Here is a 20,407-nt window from a genome sequence, read left to right as displayed (position 1 = left end):
CTTTTCTAGTATGCTGTTCGCGTATTGAAACCGCTTTAAACAAATTTTATCAGTGAGGGGATGATTGTATAAGGTCATAATGATTGGGACTAATTCCACTTTTATTAGATTTCCGCCCCGCTATCAGATACGCTATGGCGGTATTGACTCGGGCTTACTTCCTCAAGGTCACGGAACACCTTCACAAAATATTTTGCCGTTTGGTATCCTACCTTCTCTGCAATTTCCGCGACAGGCAGCGAGGTGCCCGCCAGCAGCTCCTTGGCCCGCTGCACCCTGCGGCGCGTCAGATATTCGCTGAAGGTGAGCCCCGTCTGCTCTTTGAATAACACGCTGAAATAACTGGAATTCAGATGAAGCACATCTGCAACTTCCTTAAGCGATACCGACTCCTGAAGATGCTGATCCACGTGCTTCAGCGCTTCCTGTACCTGGATGCTGTAGCGCTTATCCTGCTGCGACGTCTCCAGCAGTTTGGGATCCACCAGCTTCTCCATCCGCTCGATCCGATCTATTTTTTCCCGACGTTCCAGAGCTGATTCGACCGCAGCCACCAGCTTCCGCTTATCCAGCGGCTTCAGGAGGTAATCCACGACGCCATATTGCAGCGCTTTCCGGGCATAATCGAATACTGAATAACCGGATATGACAATAATGACCGGCGGATGCTCTAATTCATGCAATCTCTCTATGAGCTCGAGTCCCCCGATTTCCGGCATGCGGATGTCCGTCACCACCAGATGAGCCACCTGTCCCTGCAGCCACTCCAGCGCCTCTACGCCGCTTGATGCCGTCACGATTCTGCAGCGGCCAGACGACCAGGCCTCCAGGGTCTTTCTTACCCCTTCCCTCGTTCTCGGTTCATCATCCACGATCAGTATCGTTTTCATGCTTCTCCCCCTTGGCATCGTTAGCCTGAACATCATTCGGAATTTGAAATGAGACCGTCGTTCCCTGACCCACCACGCTGTGAATACGCAGGCCGGCTTGTCCGGAAGCGTAATACAACCGGATTCGTTGCTCTACATTGGCAATGCCGACACCGCTTTTTTTAGAAGATTCCGTGTATCCTTTTTCCATGGAGGAATAAAGAGAGGCCACCGTCTCCTCGTCCATTCCGGGGCCGTCGTCGGTAACCGAAATGACCGTATATCCAGGGTGATCGGAGGCATTCGCCCGCAGAATGACGGCGCCTGGCCCCAATCGCTGTTCAACCCCGTGCAGGATCGCATTTTCCACGATCGGCTGAATCAACAGCTTCGGAATCGGCACGCTTTTGCTAGCTTCATCGGCCTCAATTTTCCAGGATAACCGGTCCAGCATCCGCATTTTCATAATCATCAAATAACGTTCAGCATGATCCAGCTCGTCCCTGATTGTTACCCACTCATCCTCGTCTTTGCGGTTAATGACGTAACGGAATAAGCCGGACATCGCAACCACGATTTGGGCCAGCTCTTCTTCGCCTTGATCATCCAGCGCCCAATAAAACGCTTCCAATGTGTTAAAGAGAAAGTGCGGATTGATCTGTGCCTGCAGCGCTTTAAGTTCTGTCCGGCTCTGAATGATTTCCTTCTGATACACGACCTCGATTAATTCGTTCAGCGAATCTACCATCTGGTTGTATGAATTGTTAAGCTCGTTGATCTCCATCGTCTTCGAGGTGACGGCAATGGGCCTCAGCGTCCCCAGCCTCACGCCGCGCATGGCTTTGATCAGATTCAAAATCGGCCGGATGATCATCGTGGTCAGAATAAAGCTTAAAATCAGAAACAGCAGCGCACCAACGCCCCCGGATACGATAATCGCGGTTCGCAGCACCGATATCCCCTCAGTCGTATAATCGACAGGTGTCAAGATGACCAAGTTCCAACCCGTGGCCTCAGACTGTTTCTGTACGGCAATGTAATTTTCATGACCGAGCGTAACCGTCTCCCCTTCGCGTTGCAAAACCTCCTTCGCATCCACCGGGGTAACAAAATCCGACGAGATTTCATTCCCAGCCTGATCAAACAATCCCATCATTTCACGCGAATCGCTGCCCGTACCGCCAGCCGAATCCGCCAGCGCAAAATAGTCCTTCTCCAGCTTCACGAGCAAGTACCCGCCGTGGGCAAAGGAATGGTCAATCAGACGGATTCTCCGTACCGCTACCACCACATCCGGATCCCGGGGATCCTGACCGAACCATACCAGCTTCCCCATGCCCTGGTCTGCCGCAGCAATCCAATCGCCCCTAACCCGGCTGGTCAGACGGCCTTCATCCAGCGGAAACAGCCGCCGATAGTCCTTCGTATATAATTCCAGCGACCGGATGCCCGTAGCATAGGCTTCATATTTACGAACCTCCTGTTGAAGGGATTGCCGTTCTCCGAATGTAATCGACTTACCCGCAGTCTCCTGCGCCAGAAAACGCTGAACCGTTGCGTTCGTCGAGACTTGAGCCGTCAATGTATCCACCTGCTTGAGCAGCGCATCCAGCTTACCCGTGGCCTGCACGGCCGTCTGCTGAATATGCTTCTCCGCACTATTGCGCAGCAAGGCCGAAACCTGATCATATACAAACACCCCGATCAATGCCAATACGATAACCATCACCAGCATAAATCCAAGGAAAATTTGATTCCGCAGTGTATTCAGCCTGCCAAACCTGTTCAAGTTCTGCACTCCCTTTCGATTGGGAACTGTTATTCACTATAGGGGATATAATTCCTGATGCCGTTCAAGCTCTCTTTTGCAATCGGTGCACAGCCCTCTTACAGCGCCGGAGTCATCCGAGTAAAAGATTAATTGGCGCTTGCGGCGGCATTTACTGCACGCTTGTCCATCCTGTCCGCTGCGGGTTCGCGTTTTTCTTTTCAAATGAATGACATTACGCTCACTTCCGCTGCTTTTCTTGCGCCTGAACCCTACAAATACAAGAAGAACAAGAACCACTCCGGCCATCATCCCGATCATCCATCCCATGTTTATTTCACCTCCGACTTGTACAGGCTATTTGTACAAAATAGCTACCAAACGATTAGCAGATTCGCACCCCATGATCACGTATAAACGACGAATACTACATCTAATACCAACTGCGAACATTTTAACATATCTCTATTTGTCATGGCGGTTCCTACCATTTCCAATCACAGAATATATTTTCCCGGAATGAAAACACAAAAAAGCCTTCTCACTCCCGTTGCTACGGGAAGGAAGGCTTTCGCTGTGCTTTCGTTCATGCAACCGGCATGGTGTCAGATCTTCAACTCACCGAGTTTTATCAACTCAACGACAGCTTGCGAACGGCCCTTGACGTTTAACTTCTGCATGACATTGGAGATGTGGTTACGCACCGTCTTTTCGCTAATAAACAACTGCCCGGCGATATCGCGAGTCGTTTTATCCTGTACTAGCAATTCAAATACTTCGCGTTCACGGTGGGTTAACAAGAACTTGCTGTTATGGTCGGTCCCCTTCAATGGTAAATGTGCCGTATCTTCGAGTTTCCCTTTACATCCCCGAACATCTTCAAGCGGCTTGAATTAACGAATTGTTTTCAGGGGCTACAAGATGCGTTTTCCCTTACCATCACTAACTGTATTCATGTTTATTCCCCAGTTTAACACCAAAATTAACACCAGACTTCATCTGAAATAAGGTATTATACTTATAAACGAACGCAGGAAAAAAAGGGGACATGTTAAACATGAAATTATCAGAAGATGCTATAAAGCATTTAACTAATTTGGAGATGGAAACTTATATAGATGATATTTTTCAAATTGATGCCTTTCATAAAAACAGTCACATATCTGGATATATACCTATATCCGGAAACCCTGAAAGACTGTTAGGTCAGAACGTTCTCCAGTATCTGCAAATGGCATTGTATAGGTCATATTTACTCTCATGTGGATTTATCGATTCTGTCAACAATAACAATCAATTGACAGGTGCTATTAATGTTAGGGCTCATTTTGAAATGACTGGTGCCATTGCACATTTAATAAGAAAGATGATGAGTTATTACTCAAACTCTATAACATATAGTGAGCTCCATGATGTTATAGTGAGATTAAGTTTGGGCATCAAAGGACAGGAACGCAAAACATTTGGCGCCCCCGAACCAATAAATGTAATGAGCATGATTGATGCAGCTGATAAGCTATTTGGTAAGTTAAACGGGGTCAAGGAAACCAGGTTTAGAGCCTCATATGACAAACTCTCGGAGTACTGTCATCCTAATTCATTTGGATTGCAAATTTCTTGTGACTTTAGTGAAGTCGGTGTTGCAAAATTCAAACCACTGACTGACAACCCTTATGATATAGACCTATATTTCCTCTCTTCTTTTATGGTAACCTCTACAGCATTCAAGCTTTTTTATCAAAGTGCTCGAGAAACTATTGAAAAAAATGAAGTGCTACCAATGCAATTTTCGTAGAATAAAAAAAGAAAAGCAGGGTTAATTCCCTAGCTTTTCTTCATTGTTCCCGTTTAACCAGTTAACAAAGACTTCTCTCGATATTTTTATCGATCGTCCAACCTTAACCACATGAAACTGTCCCGAGTTACACAAATCATAAGCTTGGTTCTTTCCTATCTTCAGGAATTTTTGAATATGCGATACCTCAAGCACTGGTGGAAGTTCCTCTAACGAGCCCATGTCATCACCTCGTTTTATTAATACTCATGAAATGGATTGTCTTATTACTTGACGCCCCCATTTTCACTTTCCATTCCCTTTTTATCTTCTTTGACAACCTGTATGTTAAGACTTAGTGCCAGCTTATAAAAAGCCTTCCACTTTCGTTGGTAATAAGTCGTCTCGCTGATCGGTGGATCAATCACTTGGTTGTATACGACATAATCATAATCACAATCTATGTTCAAATAGCGCTCTGAAATCAGTTGTCGCTCTCTTCTGGGTAATCTACCGACTGCCCTTTCGATCCTCTCGCAGTATGCGCGGCGGGCAGCTGGAACATCTACATTGTGAGTTGCGATACTCGCTGTTTGGTCACTCGTGGTGCCTGTAAAACCCTTGGGCATATCAGACCACGCAGCGGTTACTTGCGCTTCTCGTTCTTCAAATGCTATTGACTTGAATAGCCGGTACTTCTCCAATGCAGCCTCTACAGCTTCCCTCGTTTTCTTCCGATCCAGTTCAGGCAATTCGAATGCCATCTGCTTCATTCTTTCACCTCACTTGTGAAGAGGTACCCCGGCTGGAACCGGGGGTGTTTTATTTCATGTTTAAAACGGCAGACCATCATCATTCGGCATCGGCGGTCCTTCGTCTTCGCCTCCCTCGGCTGCCGCAGCTACCTCATCGATGGTCACCTGGTTCTTGTCCTCAACCTCAACCGTTCCGTCCGGATTGATCTTGCCACGGACGCCTTCCCGATACTCCTCTTGCTCTTCATGGAATTCATCGATAGTCATCTGCGATTCCGTGATATTCAGGATCACATCAGAGCCAGCTTTCTTGTAGAATTCGAAAGTTTGCTGTGCTGAAGAATCTCCTTTGACCTCGAACTCTAGAACCGTCTTCTTGGAGTCCTTTGCCGATTTCTTAAACTCGGCGGTTAGCTCGACATCATCCAGGCCCTCAATCGACAGAATGACAACCTCACGGGTCAGGCCGTTCAGCTCCGGCTTATGCTCGTCATCGCCTTTCACGTAGAATTGAACAAGTTCCTTTTTCGAGTCCTTGGTTTGCTTATTGAAATGCGCTTTTACTTGTACTGACATGGTTATTTCCCCTCTCGTTTATCAGTTAAATTAATTGCCGGTCTTTGCGGTATATTGACCACCTGCAGCGGCTCGAACAGTTTGGCAGTAAACTGAAGTATGCTGTTCTGCTCATCCGTGAGTGCTACAGGGTATAAAACTCCATCGTTGCAGTAGAAGAGAACTACGCCGTCTTTCAAGCTCTTCACCTCGTTAACTTCCATGAATTACTACTACCTAATCAGTGATTCGCACCTTATAATAAAGTCCGTCGACTCAAACCGTATTGATATGAAGCCTGTGGTCGTCAGAGTACTTCCTAGATGGCGGACAAAACAATTCATAAGAGATCTGACAAGGAGAGGCGCTGCAGCCCTCTCTTTTTTTGCGTTCAGATTTCTAAAACGGGCTGCACAACCGCCGTCCGCCGCTCTGCAATCTCTACATACTGCGGCCCCATCTCGATGATGGTGCATTCCCGGTTATTCTCCAGTGAAACTTTCAGAGTCGTTCCGGATCCGCCGAAGGGATCGAGGACCCTGCCTCCGACCGGAGCGCCTGCCAATATGCATGGCTCAATGAGCTTTTCAGGGAAGGTGGCGAAGTGTGCTTCCGGGAATGGCTGAGTGGCCACTGTCCAAACCGTTCGTTTGTTACGCATGCCGTTATACTCTATATCCTCTCTATCTGGTCTGTGCTGCGATGGCTGCCCTGGGGGAGGGGAGTCTTTGACTGATCTCGCAAAGGAATGGGATTTAATCCTTTCGCGTCCCCTTGCCTTGGCATCTGTGCCATGTCCAAAACCGACTCCGGTACCGACACGAATATTCCCTTTTGCCTTTCGCTTGCCGCCTTCCTGATTATCAAAGGTGCTTTCGTGTACATATGCCCCCCCTCGGAAACCATTCGCCCATTCATTCTGTACGCCGGGCTCCTTGATTGCCTCATGATCGTAATAGTACTTATCCGATTTCGACAGTAAGAAGATATATTCATGCGCCTTGGTGGGTCGGTCCTTGATGCTCTCCGGCATCGGGTTTGGCTTTGACCAAATGATGTCACTTCGGACATACCATCCTTCGGCCTGGAGAGCAAAGACTACTCTCCACGGAATCCCTATTAAATCCTTGACCTTTATACCGGATACCGCAGTTCTGGAAACGTTCTGTCCCCTTCGGTCTGAGTCCCATCCTCCAACATCGTAATTCGAAGAGTCATGTGTCTTATAACCCGTGGTGGCGTATGCGTCCCCGAAGTTCATCCAAAGTGTCCCGTCCTTCCTTAGCAGCCGCCAGACCTCCCGGAAGACCAAGACCATATGAGCGACAAAAATTTCTGGCGTCGGCTCTAGACCAAGGCATCCGGTCCACTCCGGAACGGTCACGGGCGGAAGTCCCGGCATAGGCGTATATGTCACTTCCGGCCAGTATGTCGGAGTAAGACCGTAATCCCGCAGCCCCCAATATGGGGGAGATGTCACACATGTGTTAAATGATTCTGCCTCGAGCTGCGGCATGACTTCGATGCAGTTACCTTGAATGATCAGGGTTTCTCACCTCGTTTTAAAAAAATCTATTTTTAGATAGCAACTTTTCGGACGGGTACCGCGATTATTACTCCAGGATTTATTTATAGAGCCCCTTAATTCTCGTTTACCTAACTCGTATATAGAACTAGGAACGGTAGACACAATTCGAAAGGAGGACTAACAAATGTCCGAATATAACCCGCAAGTTCACAGTAAGCACTTTGCAAGATTCGTATCTGAACTCTCTCAATACGAGGACTTGTACAAGTCGTGGCTCTCTGCAGAGAAATCTGGTTCGCCTAAAGAAGCGTTCCTCCTGGGAGAAAGACTCTTTCATCTGATGCGAATCAATGGATGGGGATAGAGCATGAAACCTGCTCGTTCCCCACCGCCGTAAGTCCCATCATGCATTCACTCCCTCAACCTTGTGCCCCAAGATCCCAGCAGCTATCTGCAGGCCAGTTTTGAAAGCCGTGGAATCGGCCCCGTAACGCGCCTCAGCTTGCTCGAATTCTTGCAGCAGCTGCTCCTCTGGAGTTCTCAAGATCTCGTAGCCGAAGTATATCGCCCGGATCATGTCGTCCATGGAAAGGTCATTCAGCGGATCCAGTTTATCCCTCCATCTCTCCCGGGAGACGATGAACGTTGAGGAATGAAGAAGGACAATTTCATCTGCAGGTTTATGTTTAAGGATTAGTGTCAAGGCGTCCGCCTGCTCCTGAGTCAGTTGAACCGGCAGAGTGGGGATTGGTTCTATCTGTGGTTCCGGAAAAGTCGTCTTTTCCTGAACTGGATCCGAGGCTTGGATCGTTTCGACCTTCACCTCTTCCACTGGGGGAGCTAGCGGCGCAGCCGGCGCCTCCTGTTTACTCTCCCTATGCGACTCCTTGAACCTGGCGATCTCCACCTCTTCGCCGGCATTGTTTTTGATGCCCCACTTCCCAAACCAATACGTATCCAGGCTTGCTATCGATGTACCGAGCTTCTTGGCAGCCTCTTTCCGAGATACTCCCTGAGCTCGTAGTGAGAAATACTCCTCTTTATTGACCTTTGGCATGTCCTTCACAGCCTCCTTGATTTTTGGAACATTTGTTTTTGTTTGGAATCCTATTGGCTTTTTATGTGACTTCGGAATTGGTTTGCCTTGAATCTTCGCTAGCTCCTCCGGTGAGAGAGTGTATTTCGTAATAGGGCTCGGGGGAGTGCCTTTCATTTCATTCGATCGCTTCGGTATGGACGTTCCCATAGTGCCCACTCACCCCTTTGAATCTAATTTCAACTCTATAGCCATACGGCAGATATCAAACTTACTTCGCTTTAATATTCGAGCAGCTTCTGAACGCTTGTTCTTGTATTTACTGTAGTTTTCAAGCATCCATTCTCTTTCTTGCTCGGTCATATTCAAAGGCGGATCGGGAGGTATCTCAGGCTCTTGGTAAGGCATTACGATGGCCGATTCGTCATCAGCTAAAATGAATTTGCCTCTTCCGAGCTTTTCAAGTATGTTTCTTTGCACTAAAGTGCTGGTTACCTGGGCAAATGTAGTTGGGTGCATGTTGAGTTTGGATGAAGCTGCTTTGGAGGAACGACCGCACATGAAATAAGCTTTCAGGACTTTGGATTGGTCTTCTGTGATGTATTCCTGATTAAGAAGATGTTCAATCCGTTCGTTGATTTCTGGATCCAGATCAGGCATTTTCAACTTCCTCCTCTCAAAATAAGAACTGTTGTTCCGTCATTAGGGTGTGACTATCCGCCGCAGGACCGACCGGCCCCGGGTCATTCAACTTTATTTAAAATGGATTCCAACACTTCCACCTGGTAGGTGTTTGTGTCGAGCAGTGGTTTGTACTCACGCATTAAGTAAAGATTCAAAGCAATCCTGGCGATAATGTAAGCATCTACGACGTTGTCACTCTTGTGGGTGTATCCGAAGTGTTCAAGCACAGCGTCCTTCATCGCTTTCTTTTTCTCGTTATCCTTGAATCTTCGTTTCTTCCCATTTTCCAAAACGAAACCTGTTACCTTGACGTACTTCTTTGTCCACGCCGGATTAACATCCCAATATACAAGGCCCTTCCGGAATATCATTGTCCGCAGCCCCCCGTGTATCATACCGGTTGTAACACCCATTTGTGTGCCCATTGCAGGTTGCTCGATGCAAATCTCATCCTCCGGCTTTATGATCTTGTAGAACTGGTTTTCAAGAGAGACGAGCTGTTCGGTAGTGATTCCGCCCTTAATTTTGGCACCTTCACCTTTGAGCTCATTTTCGTAAACCACTTTCCCTTGCTCATCTAGGATTACAATCCCTGTCTTAGTAGCTGGATCGACACCCACGAATTTCATATGGCGTTCCCTGCCTTACTCACACGTTGTAACTCCCGGGCCGCAGCATATTTCAAGTCGATGCTGCAATCCTCGTGCAGTGCTACCTGTAGCAGCTCATTCTTGCTTGCCTTCCGCATATCCACTTGTATCCTCTCCCCTTTAATCATCAAGCCAGTCCAGCAGCTTATTCGTAGGTTGTTCTTTTACTGGCCGCTCCGGCTCCTGTGGTTCGGTTTCCTGCTCCTTTTCGGGTACCGGGTCTATGTGGTCCTGTATGGATTCCTCAGTTGCTGGAGCTTCCTCTTTCGACTCTCCGAGTTCCTGCCATTCTAAACCGAGAATCCGATATTGTTCACGTAGGCCAGGGAACATTTGAACCAGCTCCCCGCGGCGATAATACTGCACGAGCTCAGCAGTCCGGTCGTACACGGCTTGCTTCTTGGAACGCTCTTCCGGTGTCATAGAACTCAGCGGATCTTCCAGCTGTGCTGCCATCGTGACAAGCCCGCTTAGTGCCTTGTTATACTGCTCTTCGCTTTGAATGAGCTTGCTCATGCTCCCTCACCCTTTCCGCCAGCTTCTCCTTGTCTTCCTTACTCAGATTGATAAAGCGCCCGGTCTTTCGATCGAAGACCATCTCCAGCGTTGCCGTCCCGATCTTCCGCCCCTTAGCTATAATCAATTCGATGATTCCTTTTCGGATGGTGTCTGGGTAATAGTAGTCATCCCGGTATAGGAACATGATGACATCGGCGTCGAACTCGATGTTTCCAGATTCACGAAGATCACTCATCATAGGACGCTTATCCTGGCGGTCCTCGCACTTCCGGCCAACGGAACTGATGGCGATTACCGGCACATCAAATGTTCGGGCAATCTGCTTGAGCTGCTTGGAGACGTAATTCACGCGGTCTGCGTTCTGGCTAAATTTCTTTTCACTCTCGATCAACTGCAAGTAGTCGATGTAAATGATCAGGTTCTTGTGCTTTTTCTTCATCGCCTTAACCTGCCGACGGATATATTCGATGGTCATTCCTGGTGTATCGTCGATGTAGATCGGCAAGTTATCAAGGATTGAAAGTGCTTTGCTGTAGCTATCCCAGTCATTCTCAGTTAAGCGACCAGAACGGACTTTCTTACCATCAATCCCGCCGATCGTGCACACATGCCGTTCAGCCACATCCACGCGCGGCATCTCTGCGGAGAATATACCTACTGTATATCCACTCTCAGCAGACGATCGGGAATCGTTGACGATATACGCGGTCTTCCCGATACTTGGGCGGGCAGCTACGATGGTTACATCCTGTTTCTGATGACCGCCAGACATCTCGTTGAAGTCATTACTGGCCGATCTCGCTCCGGTCAGTCCGGCACGGCTGCCGCGTGCCATGACCACCTTGTGATGACCATCTAGGACTTCAGAGACCTTCTTCATCCCATCCACTAACGTCTGGCCTTGGAGTTCTTCCAAATGCTCAAGACTCTCCCGCACGGAACTGAGATTCAGTTTGCCCCCGTTTAAAACTTCACGCATTACACGGGCGGCTCGATTCTCAATACTTGCTTCCCGAACGATCTTTTGATAATGATCAAAATTTGAAGTCGATGGGACTGCATTCCGAAGATGCATCAGATATGTGTTGCCCCCGATTTTAGAGAGTTGCGCCCCCCAATGTTCCGCAAGCAGCACAGGATCGAATGGGTACTTTACCCCTGGTTTGTTCGAGAATGCTTCCTGTGCCCAACTCAGAGCCTCAAAAACCAGCCCGTTATTTCCTTCTGGATCGAAGTCATCCGGCCGGAGATAGCAGTCATCAAGTAGTTCAGGATTCTTAAGGATTGAGCCAAGCACGGCCTGTTCTGCCTCAAAACTCATTGCCGCCCCACCTTCTTCCTCTCCAGCATTTGCTCAAGTTGGACCCGTATTCGATCCGGCATCGGCACTGCTTTCTCATTGTATTCAGCCAAGGCCAGCCGATCAGCTTCTTCTTCGGCGCGCTGGAGCTCATAGAACGATCGGGGCTGCACCTGGCATGCTTGATATATTGCAGCTGGAGTGGGAGGAAACTGGGTATTTACCCGGCAAAGTTCCCTTGTCTTTTCCATCGCCAACTGGTTCGGGATGTCCTGAAGGATATCATGCCAAACCGCTACCTCTTGCTCGGCTTGATCATCATCGGCCGTCCGGAAGCTCCGGTAAGCCCCCGCGATGTACTTCATCAGTAATATCACGCCTGTGCGATCCATCCGCCTCTAACTCCTTTCGAAGTAATCGGTCCAGTGGGTTGCCGCCGCCCCCCTTGGAGTTTGGTTTTGTTATCTGAAGCAACCTTTCCGGATCTACCACCTCATAATCCTCATATCGTTTTTGGTTTAAATAGGTGGATGGATGTGGGATATGCTTTTTGTCTGTCTGGAGCAGCTTATGTGTCTCAGCGAAATTCGCTGTATTTTGTATGACGACCTCAGGACTAAACTCTTTGTCCTTGCTGAGTTTTTCCCAGACTTTCTCGGCATAGGCTTTTGCTACTTTTCTCGGGTAGATTTCATAGAACTGGTCGAATTGATTTTTCGCCATATTATTAAAACCTTCTCCTTTGTAACCTTCTTCTTTAATACCTTCTTCTTTCATTGGTTGCTCTGCTGGTTGCTGTGCTGGTTGCTCTGAAAATTTCTGCTGGTTGCTTGTGCCCGAGAGCCCTTGTCCTAACTGAGTTTCTGCTGGTTGCTCTGAAAATTTCTGCTGGTTGCTGTGCTGGTTGTTCTGCTGGTTGCTCATTTGGATGATTTCGGGCTCATATTCGAAGGAATAAACAGTGAATTTGCTGTGTCTTTGAGTCTGTTTTATGAACCCTTCATCAATGAGTTTTTTGATTAGGGTCTTCAGCCGCTGCTCGGATATATCAAGCCTCCGACTCCAACCAGGGCGACCAAATATGAACTCTTTTTGATGGATTGTGACTTCCAGCCCGTCTATATTCCGAGTCTCAGGCTTGTCTGAATAACGGGCTAGAAAGAACATTTCACAGAAGACCATCCAGTAATCTTTATCACGCCTGAGCCAGTGATTCTGAAGTTCTCTTCCAATCGGGATAAACCCGCTCATACCTCCTCACCAACGTTCAGGTCATAGTTTCTGTTTGATAGATCTGTTTCACAGCGTCAGTTATCAGATCAAACAATTCGTTTTGATCTTGTTCAAATTCATCAGGACCATTCGAAGGAGAGGCAGCCCAAACGTTATAGGAATCTCTCAACTTTTCGCGAAGGCGTTCTTCTGGCGTCTGTTTGATGGTGTAGCCGTTGATCAGGGCTTCTAGCAATCGCTCATCAGAACCCAGCTTCTTCGAGTAATCATGAATAACGTTTAATGAGTCCAGTACAGATGAATCGTAATCCCGAAATAACTGGGGGATGACACGAAGTGAAGCAATGATTCGCAAATTGCTCATTCCTGCCTCACGGCAATGCTCAACGGAAATGGCCACCTTCCGCGGTAACTCCACTGTCTGCTGTCGGTCCATCGCATGATCGACCTCTTGCTGCAGCCTCAGCTTTTCATTCTGAAGGTCAAGAATGGTATGTGCATGCTTGGCGAGGTCCGCACATGCATCGTCTAGCTGCCTTTTTAGGATTTTGTTTTGCTCCAATGCCGCCTCGTTCAATTCTCGCAGCTGTTTATACTCCGCGACTGTGTATACATTTTTGTAAGATTCCATCTAAACCACCTCCAAGTGATAATGTTTTCCTGCTTCGAATCCACGCTGCCGGAGCGCCATCTTCACGGTCATCTCCGCCAGCTGCGGGGTATTGTTATCTCCCGATAAGTGCGTCAGGTATATCCGCTCGCCGCGGCCCCGGATTAACCGTTTCAAGACCGTAGCCGTCTGCTCGTTGCTCAGATGGCCGAGATCGGAGAGGATGCGGGCTTTGATGCTGTCGGGCCGGTTGCACATCTCGACCAGATCGGGATCGTGGTTGGCCTCGATCAATACGTAATGGCTGCCCTCCATGTACTCCAGCATTTCCTCCGTCCATTTCCCGGTGTCAAAGACAACGCAGCAACGGTTTCGATCATCGTCCTCTATCGCATACCCGACTGGCTCATAGGCGTCATGGTATGTTTCGAAGGGATACACATGCACGCCGCCAAACTCAATCATCTCGTATTTGCCGAACCGGGTTTCTGCGGTCCGCCGAAGGTCTTCATCCACGCCGGATATCCCTTTCCATTCTCCTTCCGTGGCCCATACCGGGATCCGGAATTTATTCGCAAGCGGCAGCCCTTTGGTGTGGTCTCCGTGAGCGTGGGTAATGAAAATTGCAGTGATGTGATCGGGCCGGATGCCGACTTCCAGCAAACGCTTTTCGATTTTAGTTTTTGGCACTCCAGCATCGATCAGGATTGTTTGTCCGCGAGTTGTAATCGCTACGCAGTTCCCAGCACTGCCGGAGGCGAGGATATCAACCTTCATCGTCATCATCCTCGAACATTTCGTCGAAGCAGCTTCCACAAACCCCAGATATAATGAGTTCTCTATCACCTGCAGATAAATATGGGAATGCATGCTGCGCATGGGCACCGTCTTTATATTTTTGAAGGTCATCTTCACTGACTGTTAGTACCTGAGTCATTGAGCAAACAATACATGGAATCCGTAGTTCTTCAGTTTCCATTTAGATAGCACGCTCCCTCTTTATTCGTTCCCGCCACTCCTTATCAAAGGTGCATGTCTTGGCAGGCCATTCTTTATACCGCCGTCCACGGGAGAAGGAGACGAATAACCCTGTCGCCTTCTCGTAGTAAACGCCGTTCAGGACCGGAGGCGAGCCGTTCAGTTCAGCTCCTCCGAACAGATCCAACTGCTCTGGTGCGTTTCCGTTTTTCACTCAGACTCTCCTCCAGTTCCTTTTTGCAGGGTCTGCACACCCGCAGTTGTTTGTATTTCTCATGGGTACCAGGGCGGATTTCCGTTCCGCACACCTGACAATCCGGTTCCAATTTGAATACTTCTATTAGAGCCTCCATGGCTTATTCTGGGAGCGTGTCTTCTGCCTGCTCAGCTGCCTGTTTTTCTTGGATTTGCATGTCCATGATCTTAAGGTATGCCTTTAGCTCGGCCTCCGTAGGCTCAGTACCGTTAACCTTGCAGAACTGCTGCATGTGCGTGCCCATAGCTTCCTTATCCGTAAGCCCCAGTTTCTTGTAGTTAGCCTTGACCTGTGCCTTGAGTGCTTTCATACGCGAGGCAGCTTCGTCATCACCCTGCCCGGTTTGCTTAGGAGGAGTTGTTGTTTCGTGCTTTTCAGCTTCTGGAGTTACGTCCTTACGATCGTATGGATCGACATTTTGAAGCGGTGGCTGCTCAATGTTCTCTTCTCCAAACTCGAGTCCATACTGTTTTTTCAGCGCTCTTTGTTCGGCGTGTTTTCCGATCATATCCGGCTCCCATTTGTTCCAATTGTCCTTGTTTTGACCGGTATACACATGACTGATATGTTCTTTATCAACAAAGATGGTCACAGGGCGGTATCCATCTCTATAAGCAATGGAATACGCTCCAACGATTGCTCCACGAGGGAAAGTGACTTCATGTTCGATGACTTCCCATTCGTCTTCGCCCTTCTCGTTTTTGTACTTTCGCGCCTTGAAATTATCGTTGGTACAAACTGTCTGTGTGTCCGGTGGTTGAAATCCTTCTTTTTCTCTTGCCTTCGCTAGATACGCCTCAGCCGCAAATTGAATGCGGGCTTGATTCCCGTATTTGATGAAAAAGATTTCGTTTTTGAAAGGATCAAGTCGGTATGACGCTGCCTTATGCGCGAAGAGCAGGAATTCAGGATCCGTTGCTGTCGGACAAAGGGAAGTGCGGATTACCTCAAGGACTTCAAGGGGAAATGCGTCCTTGATTTCTGGAGTAAGGGTCATGACCTGCGTATTAGAATTTGCCATATGATAAGTGCCTCCTAAATGTGAATGGTTTTGGTGGAGCCGGTATTTCGATGTACGATGTGCAGGACGGTTGCCTCTGCTTTGAATACAAGCCAATCGTCAGGATTCTTCCCTGCGTCCTTGATAGCCATCTTTTTGACGACGGGTGGGGTTCTTACCGTTTTTCATGCCGATCACCCCTGAGCGTAGATTTTTTGAAATGGTGTGCCGTTAATCTTAGCGAGTCGCTTCCGCTCACTCCGGTTTAAGATCAACCCGTGGAACGCCTCGCTAATAGCTGTTGCAACAACTGATGGACCGATGCTGCCAGGCTTGTACGGTTTTTTCTCCACCGCCTCACGCTTGAATTGTCTGTGGGACTTGATCAGTGCAAATTCATGTGCTGCTCCCGCTTGAAGTGCTGCAGTAAGTGCATATTTTTTATTGGTGATTTTCATGGGATAATTCCTCCGATTCGATTGTTAGTGGTTTTCCTTCAATGACTTGGCACAAGATCAGTTGCCCTCGTGGAGCCTTGTAGTGCGTGATGCTCTCCTTGTTGTCAATAAAGCAAGGGGAGATCCATCCACTCTGCTCGCTGATAACGTCCCGGGCTTCCAATCCAGCCCGAATTCCCTCTGATAGGGAGAACTGCGTCGGTGCCTTACCGTATCGTTCGATCACAAAATCCGGTTTGATGTCGCCGTTCTTTTGTTGTTTGAACAATCGGATTGTGATTGTTTGGAAAAGACCTTGAACCTTGGCTGCCTGCAACTCAGCTGCTTTAGCTTCATATGCCTTGATAGCGTCCAAGATAAAGATGGACTCGTTTCGGCTCGCCAGTGTAGCTGCCTCGTCTGCCAGAGCCTTTGCTAGATCGGCTTGCAGGCTCTGGCGACGGTTATACCAGCCAATCACCTCTGCTGTTGCGTCCCGGCGCTGCTCCAAGGCCCGCATCTGCTCCCAAAGCTCGGATACATCCACCAACTCCACAGCCGCCAGTTCCTCCTCGAGCTCCTTGCGACGGGCTACCAGTTTGTCATGCTCTTCCCGCAGCGGCTTCTTCCGCTCTTCTTTATTGGCTTCAGCAGCTTGCTTGGCTGTCTCGTCAAATGGCCGCTTACAAGTGGAACATTCCTCCGCGATCTCTTCACCATGAACCTTCATGTATCGGGCCTTGGCAGCAGCAACCTGTTGCCGGACATTTTCGAGCGTCCCCTCAAGCACTGCCTGCTTCCGTTTAGGCTCGTCAGCCAGCTCGATCTTGGCATGGATAGCTTTGACCTGCTTGACCAGTTCAGCGTCTTCCACCTTGATCGCCTCAATGTCTTCCGGTACATCCGGTAGCTGCCGGAACTGCTCTTCGAGCGTCTCCGTTCGGCCCTGTGCCTTTTTATGTGCGGTGTCCTTATCGTTCTTATTCTTCTTATGGATTTCCTCAAGCTGTGGCAGCGTGTGCTTCTTTACCAGCTCGGCCAGCTTTTCAGCTTGAGGGTTGAGTTTGATGTCCTTCAACTTCTGATCCGGCGATGTCCGGCTCATTTCAGCGAATACTTCCTTAAGCGTCGGCGGCGTCGAGTAGCGGAGCATTAATTCACGCTGTCTCTCCCAATGAAGCGAGAAGAAATACAGGGGATTAAACAACGCCAGAAACAGGTCCTTATCGATCAGAGATTTAACGATCTCCTCGAAGTCGCTCGCTTTGCTTGGCACATCGTTGATGTAATAGGTGGCCTTCCCCTTCTCGATCCCGCGACCGAATTTGAGCAGCTTGCCGTCCACTTCTAGCAACGTTTCAGCCATGACATGATCGTATTTGTAATTCGTAGGGGTCGGGTCCATCTTGCTCCCGAAGGTGTCCGTGCCGTACAATGTCCATGTGGGAATTTCCAGAACACTGGACTTTCCTTCCTCGTTGTCCCCCGTGATCTTGGTCAGGTCGCCAAACTTAACGCTTAGATCACGGTGGGCATTAAAGTTATGACACTTGCCCTCAATTAGCTTGAATTGACTCATGGTTTTCCTCACTTTCGCTTGATTTTTAGGCTCAAAACCCCTATTTTGGCAAAAAAATAATAGGCTTAGAGAAAATCAGTCGTTTTTGCAGTCCTCGCAAGTGCGCGGATAACCCGGCTCTTCCATGTCATCCATATAGGAACCGCATACTTGGCACAGTAGCCCTTCCAGAATCATCTCAGTTACTTCACCCACGTCTTAGCTCACCTCCCTTCAAGATCAATTCAGATACTTGCTATAGATCGTGGTGGAAACCGGAATATCTAGATCGAACTTCTCTTTCACGCCCATCAGGTTCACCGTGTCCTCCAGTACGTCCTGACGGAACACCAGCATATTAGGAGTCATTTGTTCCTTTTTGAGCATCTTGGGGTGTCCGAACCGGTTCGAAACTGCTTTGTTTGCAATGGTGTTTGCCTTGATGAAATCCACACGGACCGGATGACGTAACGATGCTTTCAGTTGCTGCATGGCTTCTTTCTGATGCTCCTTGTCCAACATGCGGAAGATCTGAAATCCTTCGAGGCCGGTTGATTTGCGTATCTCCTTCATGACTTGCTTGACCCATTTCTTGAAATCCTTAGCCTCTGGACGTTCACTGTTGAAGATCGCTTCATAGATACCCATTTCAGAAATGACCGTCATTTTTCTGGAAGTTGTATCCATACTCACTTTATGAGTACCTTGTTCCTCTGCATCAAGATTACGTGTCATATTAAAAGCATCTCTATATCCAAGAGCTACGGCGACATCCTTGGCAACTGCCCACCATTCACCAGGCACCTTTTCAACAAACCTTATTTCGTGACCAAGCCAATTCTCAGTGCGGATGTTCATCGGATTTTCTCCTTTCTCTCATTTCAGCTGCCAACCAAAGCTTGCAGACGATCAAAGCGTTAATCAGGATCAAGCCGATAAAGCTTAACAACGTGATCATTGGGATTCATTGATGCCAGGGATGTCGCGCTCGATCATTGCAATTTCACTCCGGACAGAATCTATCTTGGCAGGATTCACAAGGCCACTCTCATGAAACTTGTGAAGATTGTTATAGTGGTTAATGACCTCCACCGGGATTCCGTTGAGCTGCGTCATGAATACTTCGCCTCCATTTCGTCCAACTTCTCACTAAAGTGTTGCACCAGGTCCATGTTCCCCGCGGTATGAGCGGCATAGGCTGCTTCCTTGTATCCTTCAGTCTGTTGCACCAGATCGGCGTTTACCTTCAAGCAATGAACGAGTTCAAGTTGTTCAGAAGATGTAAGCTTGCGATTGTTAAGGATAATTGATAACTCTGTCATTCTGCGGTGCACAGGGTGAATAATGAATGCCATTGAGTTCATTCCTTTCTTTTTAGTATTGATTCAGTTTTCAAAGAGCTGATCAATTCTAATGAGCGAATTCGCCCATGATCTGTGCACAATCCTGGCATATGAAGCCTTCGCCCGTGTCCAGTGTGCCGGGTCGTTCTTCACAGAGGAAGCAGGCCTGTGGAAGCTTCAGAGGCTCTTTCGGCTGCCAATCATTTATAAAGTGGATCGCTTTGGTGAAGTGGATTTCGAGAATTTCATCCAATGTATTTACATGGAATTGTTCCTTTACATCGCTGTATAGATTTGAAAACACCAATCTGTATCTTTCTTTGTATGACTCTGTATGGGGTTCTCCAAGTAGTGAGATTACCTTCGTCTTGCCTTGTTTCCGTACTACCTTACGCTCCTGATTGCTGATCGGCATGCGGTTCCGGTAATTATCAATCGTCGCTTCGAGGTGTCGTATCCGCATCAATAACGACTGCTTGTCGTCCGAGAACAGTTCCAATTGTTTTACGCTCATTACGGTTCGCCTCACTTTCGCTTATATTGTTTTCCATCAACTCCTGCCACTCTGACCGCTTCTTTGCAATGGTTTCATCTAACTCAGCCCAGAACCGTTCTGCAACCTCAATAGCTTCTCTTTGGTCGTGTATGGAGCGGAAGTGCATGAGGGCCGTTGAAAGGTCTACCACTACGTAAGCCGATGTTTTACTCAAGCTTTCCTTCATCTTTCTGAGATCGTGACTTCGCTTCTCCATAGCCGTATTTCGTTCGAGCAGTTCATCCTGAAGACTGTGGATTGTCCGAGTCAACTCGACGTTGCTCTGGCTTAACTGCTGAAGCATGGCTTCGTCTTCCTGGGATCGCCCTTTCTTTTTCTTAAGATCAGCGATCTGTGCAAGCAGTTTCTCCTGCTGTTCCGTGTGTTGCTGGATAGCGAGAGCGCGTTCTGCCTCCGCTTGTTGGGCACGCTGTTCGGCTTCTGCTGCTGACTTCTCGGCGGTTTTAAGGGCCTTGGTCACTTCTTTGAACTCTCGTGAAGTCATTTCATTCGCTGTTTTTGATTCACCAGTTGACGGGATAACATGTTCCTGCTCAAGAAAATTTAAACGATCGATAGATTCAGGTAGTGATAAGAGTTCGAATATTTTGGCGGTTCCTAAATTCGGAATCGATTCCGAGTTTCCAAACTCTTCATAAGCCTTCATCATCTTGTTTGCAGTGCTGTGATTAAATTCAATGCTCTCCAGCCATTCTCCGAATTGCCCATGTGCCATATCGTTTTCTTTCACGTGCTTGAGCCGCTTCCCGATCTCAAACACCGACTGTCCGGCTATCTGTTTGTAGCTGTTGATCTCGGCTGTGATAACTTGTAGGTCCGATGACAATGCAAGTTCGTTCATGCTCACCATCCTCCGTATTTGAAATGATTTTATGTGAACTTATATAGTTCTTTATTGCTGTGATTGCAGAGGCAGGTCCATTCCCAGTTGTCTGATGGATTTGAGGTCGTTTGAACATCGATCTAATAACTTGCTCCATATGGTCTTGTAACTGTTC

30 protein-coding genes are annotated in these 20,407 nt (G+C 48.1%); 1 reads left to right on the top strand and 29 read right to left on the bottom strand.

What is annotated here, in order from left to right:
- Positions 1-104: 104 nt before the first annotated feature.
- The 4 genes from NYE54_RS08420 to NYE54_RS08405 all read right to left on the bottom strand — a co-directional run bounded on the left by NYE54_RS08420 (position 105) and on the right by NYE54_RS08405 (position 3,467).
- Positions 105-890 (bottom strand): response regulator, encoded by a 786-nt coding sequence (locus tag NYE54_RS08420; protein WP_076323076.1) that lies wholly within the window; start codon positions 888-890, stop codon positions 105-107.
- Positions 865-2,658: a sensor histidine kinase gene (locus tag NYE54_RS08415; RefSeq protein ID WP_339271516.1), complete on the bottom strand. Its 1,794-nt coding sequence runs from the start codon at positions 2,656-2,658 to the stop codon at positions 865-867. The genes NYE54_RS08420 and NYE54_RS08415 overlap by 26 nt, the downstream gene beginning before the upstream one ends.
- 36 nt (positions 2,659-2,694) lie before the next feature.
- Positions 2,695-2,967: a hypothetical protein gene (locus tag NYE54_RS08410; RefSeq protein ID WP_339271514.1), complete on the bottom strand. Its 273-nt coding sequence runs from the start codon at positions 2,965-2,967 to the stop codon at positions 2,695-2,697.
- 275 nt (positions 2,968-3,242) lie between these two features.
- Positions 3,243-3,467 (bottom strand): LuxR C-terminal-related transcriptional regulator, encoded by a 225-nt coding sequence (locus NYE54_RS08405; RefSeq protein WP_006208732.1) that lies wholly within the window; start codon positions 3,465-3,467, stop codon positions 3,243-3,245.
- A 227-nt stretch (positions 3,468-3,694) separates the two neighbouring features.
- Between NYE54_RS08405 and NYE54_RS08400 the strand changes: the two genes are divergently transcribed.
- Positions 3,695-4,432 carry a hypothetical protein gene (locus NYE54_RS08400; protein ID WP_339271513.1) on the top strand — a complete coding sequence of 246 codons (738 nt, stop codon included), beginning with the start codon at positions 3,695-3,697 and terminating at the stop codon, positions 4,430-4,432.
- 21 nt (positions 4,433-4,453) lie between these two features.
- Here NYE54_RS08400 and NYE54_RS08395 read toward each other — a convergent pair whose 3' ends face one another.
- The 25 genes from NYE54_RS08395 to NYE54_RS08275 form a co-directional block, all read right to left on the bottom strand.
- Positions 4,454-4,654, bottom strand: coding sequence for a helix-turn-helix domain-containing protein (locus NYE54_RS08395; protein WP_339271511.1), 201 nt, complete (start codon positions 4,652-4,654; stop codon positions 4,454-4,456).
- Between the two features lie 44 nt (positions 4,655-4,698).
- Positions 4,699-5,184: an ArpU family phage packaging/lysis transcriptional regulator gene (locus tag NYE54_RS08390; RefSeq protein WP_339271509.1), complete on the bottom strand. Its 486-nt coding sequence runs from the start codon at positions 5,182-5,184 to the stop codon at positions 4,699-4,701.
- 60 nt (positions 5,185-5,244) lie between these two features.
- Complete coding sequence (locus NYE54_RS08385) at positions 5,245-5,742, bottom strand: hypothetical protein (protein WP_339271507.1); 498 nt, start codon at positions 5,740-5,742, stop codon at positions 5,245-5,247.
- 2 nt (positions 5,743-5,744) lie between these two features.
- The gene (locus NYE54_RS08380) at positions 5,745-5,945 is read right to left on the bottom strand and encodes a hypothetical protein (protein WP_339271506.1); all 201 of its coding nucleotides are present in this window, start codon (positions 5,943-5,945) and stop codon (positions 5,745-5,747) included.
- Between the two features lie 167 nt (positions 5,946-6,112).
- On the bottom strand, positions 6,113-7,237 hold the full coding sequence (locus tag NYE54_RS08375) for a site-specific DNA-methyltransferase (protein ID WP_339271504.1): 1,125 nt from the start codon (positions 7,235-7,237) through the stop codon (positions 6,113-6,115).
- A gap of 415 nt (positions 7,238-7,652) precedes the next feature.
- Positions 7,653-8,306, bottom strand: coding sequence for a hypothetical protein (locus tag NYE54_RS08370; protein ID WP_339271503.1), 654 nt, complete (start codon positions 8,304-8,306; stop codon positions 7,653-7,655).
- A 198-nt stretch (positions 8,307-8,504) separates the two neighbouring features.
- On the bottom strand, positions 8,505-8,945 hold the full coding sequence (locus tag NYE54_RS08365) for a hypothetical protein (RefSeq protein WP_339271502.1): 441 nt from the start codon (positions 8,943-8,945) through the stop codon (positions 8,505-8,507).
- Positions 8,946-9,028: 83 nt separating this feature from the next.
- Positions 9,029-9,598 carry a hypothetical protein gene (locus NYE54_RS08360; protein WP_339271501.1) on the bottom strand — a complete coding sequence of 190 codons (570 nt, stop codon included), beginning with the start codon at positions 9,596-9,598 and terminating at the stop codon, positions 9,029-9,031.
- Positions 9,595-9,723: a hypothetical protein gene (locus NYE54_RS08355; RefSeq protein WP_339271499.1), complete on the bottom strand. Its 129-nt coding sequence runs from the start codon at positions 9,721-9,723 to the stop codon at positions 9,595-9,597. The genes NYE54_RS08360 and NYE54_RS08355 overlap by 4 nt, the downstream gene beginning before the upstream one ends.
- Positions 9,724-9,739: 16 nt before the next feature.
- The gene (locus NYE54_RS08350; protein ID WP_339271497.1) at positions 9,740-10,135 is read right to left on the bottom strand and encodes a hypothetical protein; all 396 of its coding nucleotides are present in this window, start codon (positions 10,133-10,135) and stop codon (positions 9,740-9,742) included.
- Positions 10,101-11,459 carry a replicative DNA helicase gene (locus tag NYE54_RS08345; protein WP_339271495.1) on the bottom strand — a complete coding sequence of 453 codons (1,359 nt, stop codon included), beginning with the start codon at positions 11,457-11,459 and terminating at the stop codon, positions 10,101-10,103. Before NYE54_RS08345 ends, NYE54_RS08350 begins: the two co-directional genes overlap by 35 nt.
- Complete coding sequence (locus tag NYE54_RS08340; RefSeq protein WP_339271493.1) at positions 11,456-11,803, bottom strand: replicative helicase loader/inhibitor; 348 nt, start codon at positions 11,801-11,803, stop codon at positions 11,456-11,458. The genes NYE54_RS08345 and NYE54_RS08340 overlap by 4 nt, the downstream gene beginning before the upstream one ends.
- Positions 11,757-12,689: a hypothetical protein gene (locus NYE54_RS08335; protein WP_339271491.1), complete on the bottom strand. Its 933-nt coding sequence runs from the start codon at positions 12,687-12,689 to the stop codon at positions 11,757-11,759. Before NYE54_RS08335 ends, NYE54_RS08340 begins: the two co-directional genes overlap by 47 nt.
- Before the next feature lie 16 nt (positions 12,690-12,705).
- A complete protein-coding gene (locus tag NYE54_RS08330; protein WP_339271489.1) occupies positions 12,706-13,302 on the bottom strand; it encodes a hypothetical protein in 597 nt (198 codons plus the stop codon).
- Positions 13,303-14,058 carry an MBL fold metallo-hydrolase gene (locus tag NYE54_RS08325; protein ID WP_339271488.1) on the bottom strand — a complete coding sequence of 252 codons (756 nt, stop codon included), beginning with the start codon at positions 14,056-14,058 and terminating at the stop codon, positions 13,303-13,305.
- Positions 14,048-14,260, bottom strand: coding sequence for a hypothetical protein (locus NYE54_RS08320; protein ID WP_339271486.1), 213 nt, complete (start codon positions 14,258-14,260; stop codon positions 14,048-14,050). Before NYE54_RS08320 ends, NYE54_RS08325 begins: the two co-directional genes overlap by 11 nt.
- On the bottom strand, positions 14,261-14,473 hold the full coding sequence (locus NYE54_RS08315) for a hypothetical protein (protein ID WP_339271484.1): 213 nt from the start codon (positions 14,471-14,473) through the stop codon (positions 14,261-14,263). It abuts the gene before it with no gap.
- Between the two features lie 142 nt (positions 14,474-14,615).
- Complete coding sequence (locus NYE54_RS08310; protein ID WP_339271482.1) at positions 14,616-15,632, bottom strand: RecT family recombinase; 1,017 nt, start codon at positions 15,630-15,632, stop codon at positions 14,616-14,618.
- Positions 15,633-15,709: 77 nt separating this feature from the next.
- On the bottom strand, positions 15,710-15,973 hold the full coding sequence (locus tag NYE54_RS08305; protein WP_339271480.1) for a hypothetical protein: 264 nt from the start codon (positions 15,971-15,973) through the stop codon (positions 15,710-15,712).
- Positions 15,957-17,531 (bottom strand): AAA family ATPase, encoded by a 1,575-nt coding sequence (locus NYE54_RS08300; protein ID WP_339271479.1) that lies wholly within the window; start codon positions 17,529-17,531, stop codon positions 15,957-15,959. The genes NYE54_RS08305 and NYE54_RS08300 overlap by 17 nt, the downstream gene beginning before the upstream one ends.
- A gap of 219 nt (positions 17,532-17,750) precedes the next feature.
- A complete protein-coding gene (locus tag NYE54_RS08295) occupies positions 17,751-18,368 on the bottom strand; it encodes a BRO family protein (protein ID WP_339271477.1) in 618 nt (205 codons plus the stop codon).
- A 96-nt stretch (positions 18,369-18,464) separates the two neighbouring features.
- The gene (locus tag NYE54_RS08290) at positions 18,465-18,626 is read right to left on the bottom strand and encodes a hypothetical protein (RefSeq protein ID WP_339271475.1); all 162 of its coding nucleotides are present in this window, start codon (positions 18,624-18,626) and stop codon (positions 18,465-18,467) included.
- Positions 18,623-18,865, bottom strand: coding sequence for a hypothetical protein (locus tag NYE54_RS08285; protein WP_339271473.1), 243 nt, complete (start codon positions 18,863-18,865; stop codon positions 18,623-18,625). Before NYE54_RS08285 ends, NYE54_RS08290 begins: the two co-directional genes overlap by 4 nt.
- Positions 18,866-18,920: 55 nt before the next feature.
- Entirely contained in the window at positions 18,921-19,316 is a 396-nt protein-coding gene (locus NYE54_RS08280) for an ORF6C domain-containing protein (RefSeq protein ID WP_339271472.1), read from the bottom strand.
- Positions 19,285-20,250 (bottom strand): DUF3102 domain-containing protein, encoded by a 966-nt coding sequence (locus NYE54_RS08275; RefSeq protein WP_339271470.1) that lies wholly within the window; start codon positions 20,248-20,250, stop codon positions 19,285-19,287. Before NYE54_RS08275 ends, NYE54_RS08280 begins: the two co-directional genes overlap by 32 nt.
- Positions 20,251-20,407: the final 157 nt, after the last annotated feature.

Origin of the sequence: Paenibacillus sp. FSL K6-1330, assembly GCF_037976825.1 — a bacterium.
Classification (GTDB): Bacteria; Bacillota; Bacilli; order Paenibacillales; family Paenibacillaceae; genus Paenibacillus_AQ.
Note: the sequence above shows the minus strand (reverse complement) of the source record. Positions and strands in the feature narration are given on the sequence as shown.

Coding starts and splice junctions, on each gene's coding strand:
- NYE54_RS08420 (WP_076323076.1), bottom strand. CDS start 890: ATGAAAACGATACTGATCGTGGATGATGAACCGAGAACGAGGGAAGGG.
- NYE54_RS08410 (WP_339271514.1), bottom strand. CDS start 2,967: ATGGGATGGATGATCGGGATGATGGCCGGAGTGGTTCTTGTTCTTCTT.
- NYE54_RS08400 (WP_339271513.1), top strand. CDS start 3,695: ATGAAATTATCAGAAGATGCTATAAAGCATTTAACTAATTTGGAGATG.
- NYE54_RS08395 (WP_339271511.1), bottom strand. CDS start 4,654: ATGGGCTCGTTAGAGGAACTTCCACCAGTGCTTGAGGTATCGCATATT.
- NYE54_RS08390 (WP_339271509.1), bottom strand. CDS start 5,184: ATGAAGCAGATGGCATTCGAATTGCCTGAACTGGATCGGAAGAAAACG.
- NYE54_RS08385 (WP_339271507.1), bottom strand. CDS start 5,742: ATGTCAGTACAAGTAAAAGCGCATTTCAATAAGCAAACCAAGGACTCG.
- NYE54_RS08380 (WP_339271506.1), bottom strand. CDS start 5,945: ATGGAAGTTAACGAGGTGAAGAGCTTGAAAGACGGCGTAGTTCTCTTC.
- NYE54_RS08375 (WP_339271504.1), bottom strand. CDS start 7,237: ATGCCGCAGCTCGAGGCAGAATCATTTAACACATGTGTGACATCTCCC.
- NYE54_RS08370 (WP_339271503.1), bottom strand. CDS start 8,306: ATGCCAAAGGTCAATAAAGAGGAGTATTTCTCACTACGAGCTCAGGGA.
- NYE54_RS08365 (WP_339271502.1), bottom strand. CDS start 8,945: ATGCCTGATCTGGATCCAGAAATCAACGAACGGATTGAACATCTTCTT.
- NYE54_RS08360 (WP_339271501.1), bottom strand. CDS start 9,598: ATGAAATTCGTGGGTGTCGATCCAGCTACTAAGACAGGGATTGTAATC.
- NYE54_RS08350 (WP_339271497.1), bottom strand. CDS start 10,135: ATGAGCAAGCTCATTCAAAGCGAAGAGCAGTATAACAAGGCACTAAGC.
- NYE54_RS08345 (WP_339271495.1), bottom strand. CDS start 11,459: ATGAGTTTTGAGGCAGAACAGGCCGTGCTTGGCTCAATCCTTAAGAAT.
- NYE54_RS08340 (WP_339271493.1), bottom strand. CDS start 11,803: ATGAAGTACATCGCGGGGGCTTACCGGAGCTTCCGGACGGCCGATGAT.
- NYE54_RS08335 (WP_339271491.1), bottom strand. CDS start 12,689: ATGAGCGGGTTTATCCCGATTGGAAGAGAACTTCAGAATCACTGGCTC.
- NYE54_RS08330 (WP_339271489.1), bottom strand. CDS start 13,302: ATGGAATCTTACAAAAATGTATACACAGTCGCGGAGTATAAACAGCTG.
- NYE54_RS08325 (WP_339271488.1), bottom strand. CDS start 14,058: ATGAAGGTTGATATCCTCGCCTCCGGCAGTGCTGGGAACTGCGTAGCG.
- NYE54_RS08320 (WP_339271486.1), bottom strand. CDS start 14,260: ATGGAAACTGAAGAACTACGGATTCCATGTATTGTTTGCTCAATGACT.
- NYE54_RS08305 (WP_339271480.1), bottom strand. CDS start 15,973: ATGAAAATCACCAATAAAAAATATGCACTTACTGCAGCACTTCAAGCG.
- NYE54_RS08300 (WP_339271479.1), bottom strand. CDS start 17,531: ATGAGTCAATTCAAGCTAATTGAGGGCAAGTGTCATAACTTTAATGCC.
- NYE54_RS08295 (WP_339271477.1), bottom strand. CDS start 18,368: ATGAACATCCGCACTGAGAATTGGCTTGGTCACGAAATAAGGTTTGTT.
- NYE54_RS08290 (WP_339271475.1), bottom strand. CDS start 18,626: ATGACGCAGCTCAACGGAATCCCGGTGGAGGTCATTAACCACTATAAC.
- NYE54_RS08285 (WP_339271473.1), bottom strand. CDS start 18,865: ATGGCATTCATTATTCACCCTGTGCACCGCAGAATGACAGAGTTATCA.
- NYE54_RS08280 (WP_339271472.1), bottom strand. CDS start 19,316: ATGCGGATACGACACCTCGAAGCGACGATTGATAATTACCGGAACCGC.
- NYE54_RS08275 (WP_339271470.1), bottom strand. CDS start 20,250: ATGAACGAACTTGCATTGTCATCGGACCTACAAGTTATCACAGCCGAG.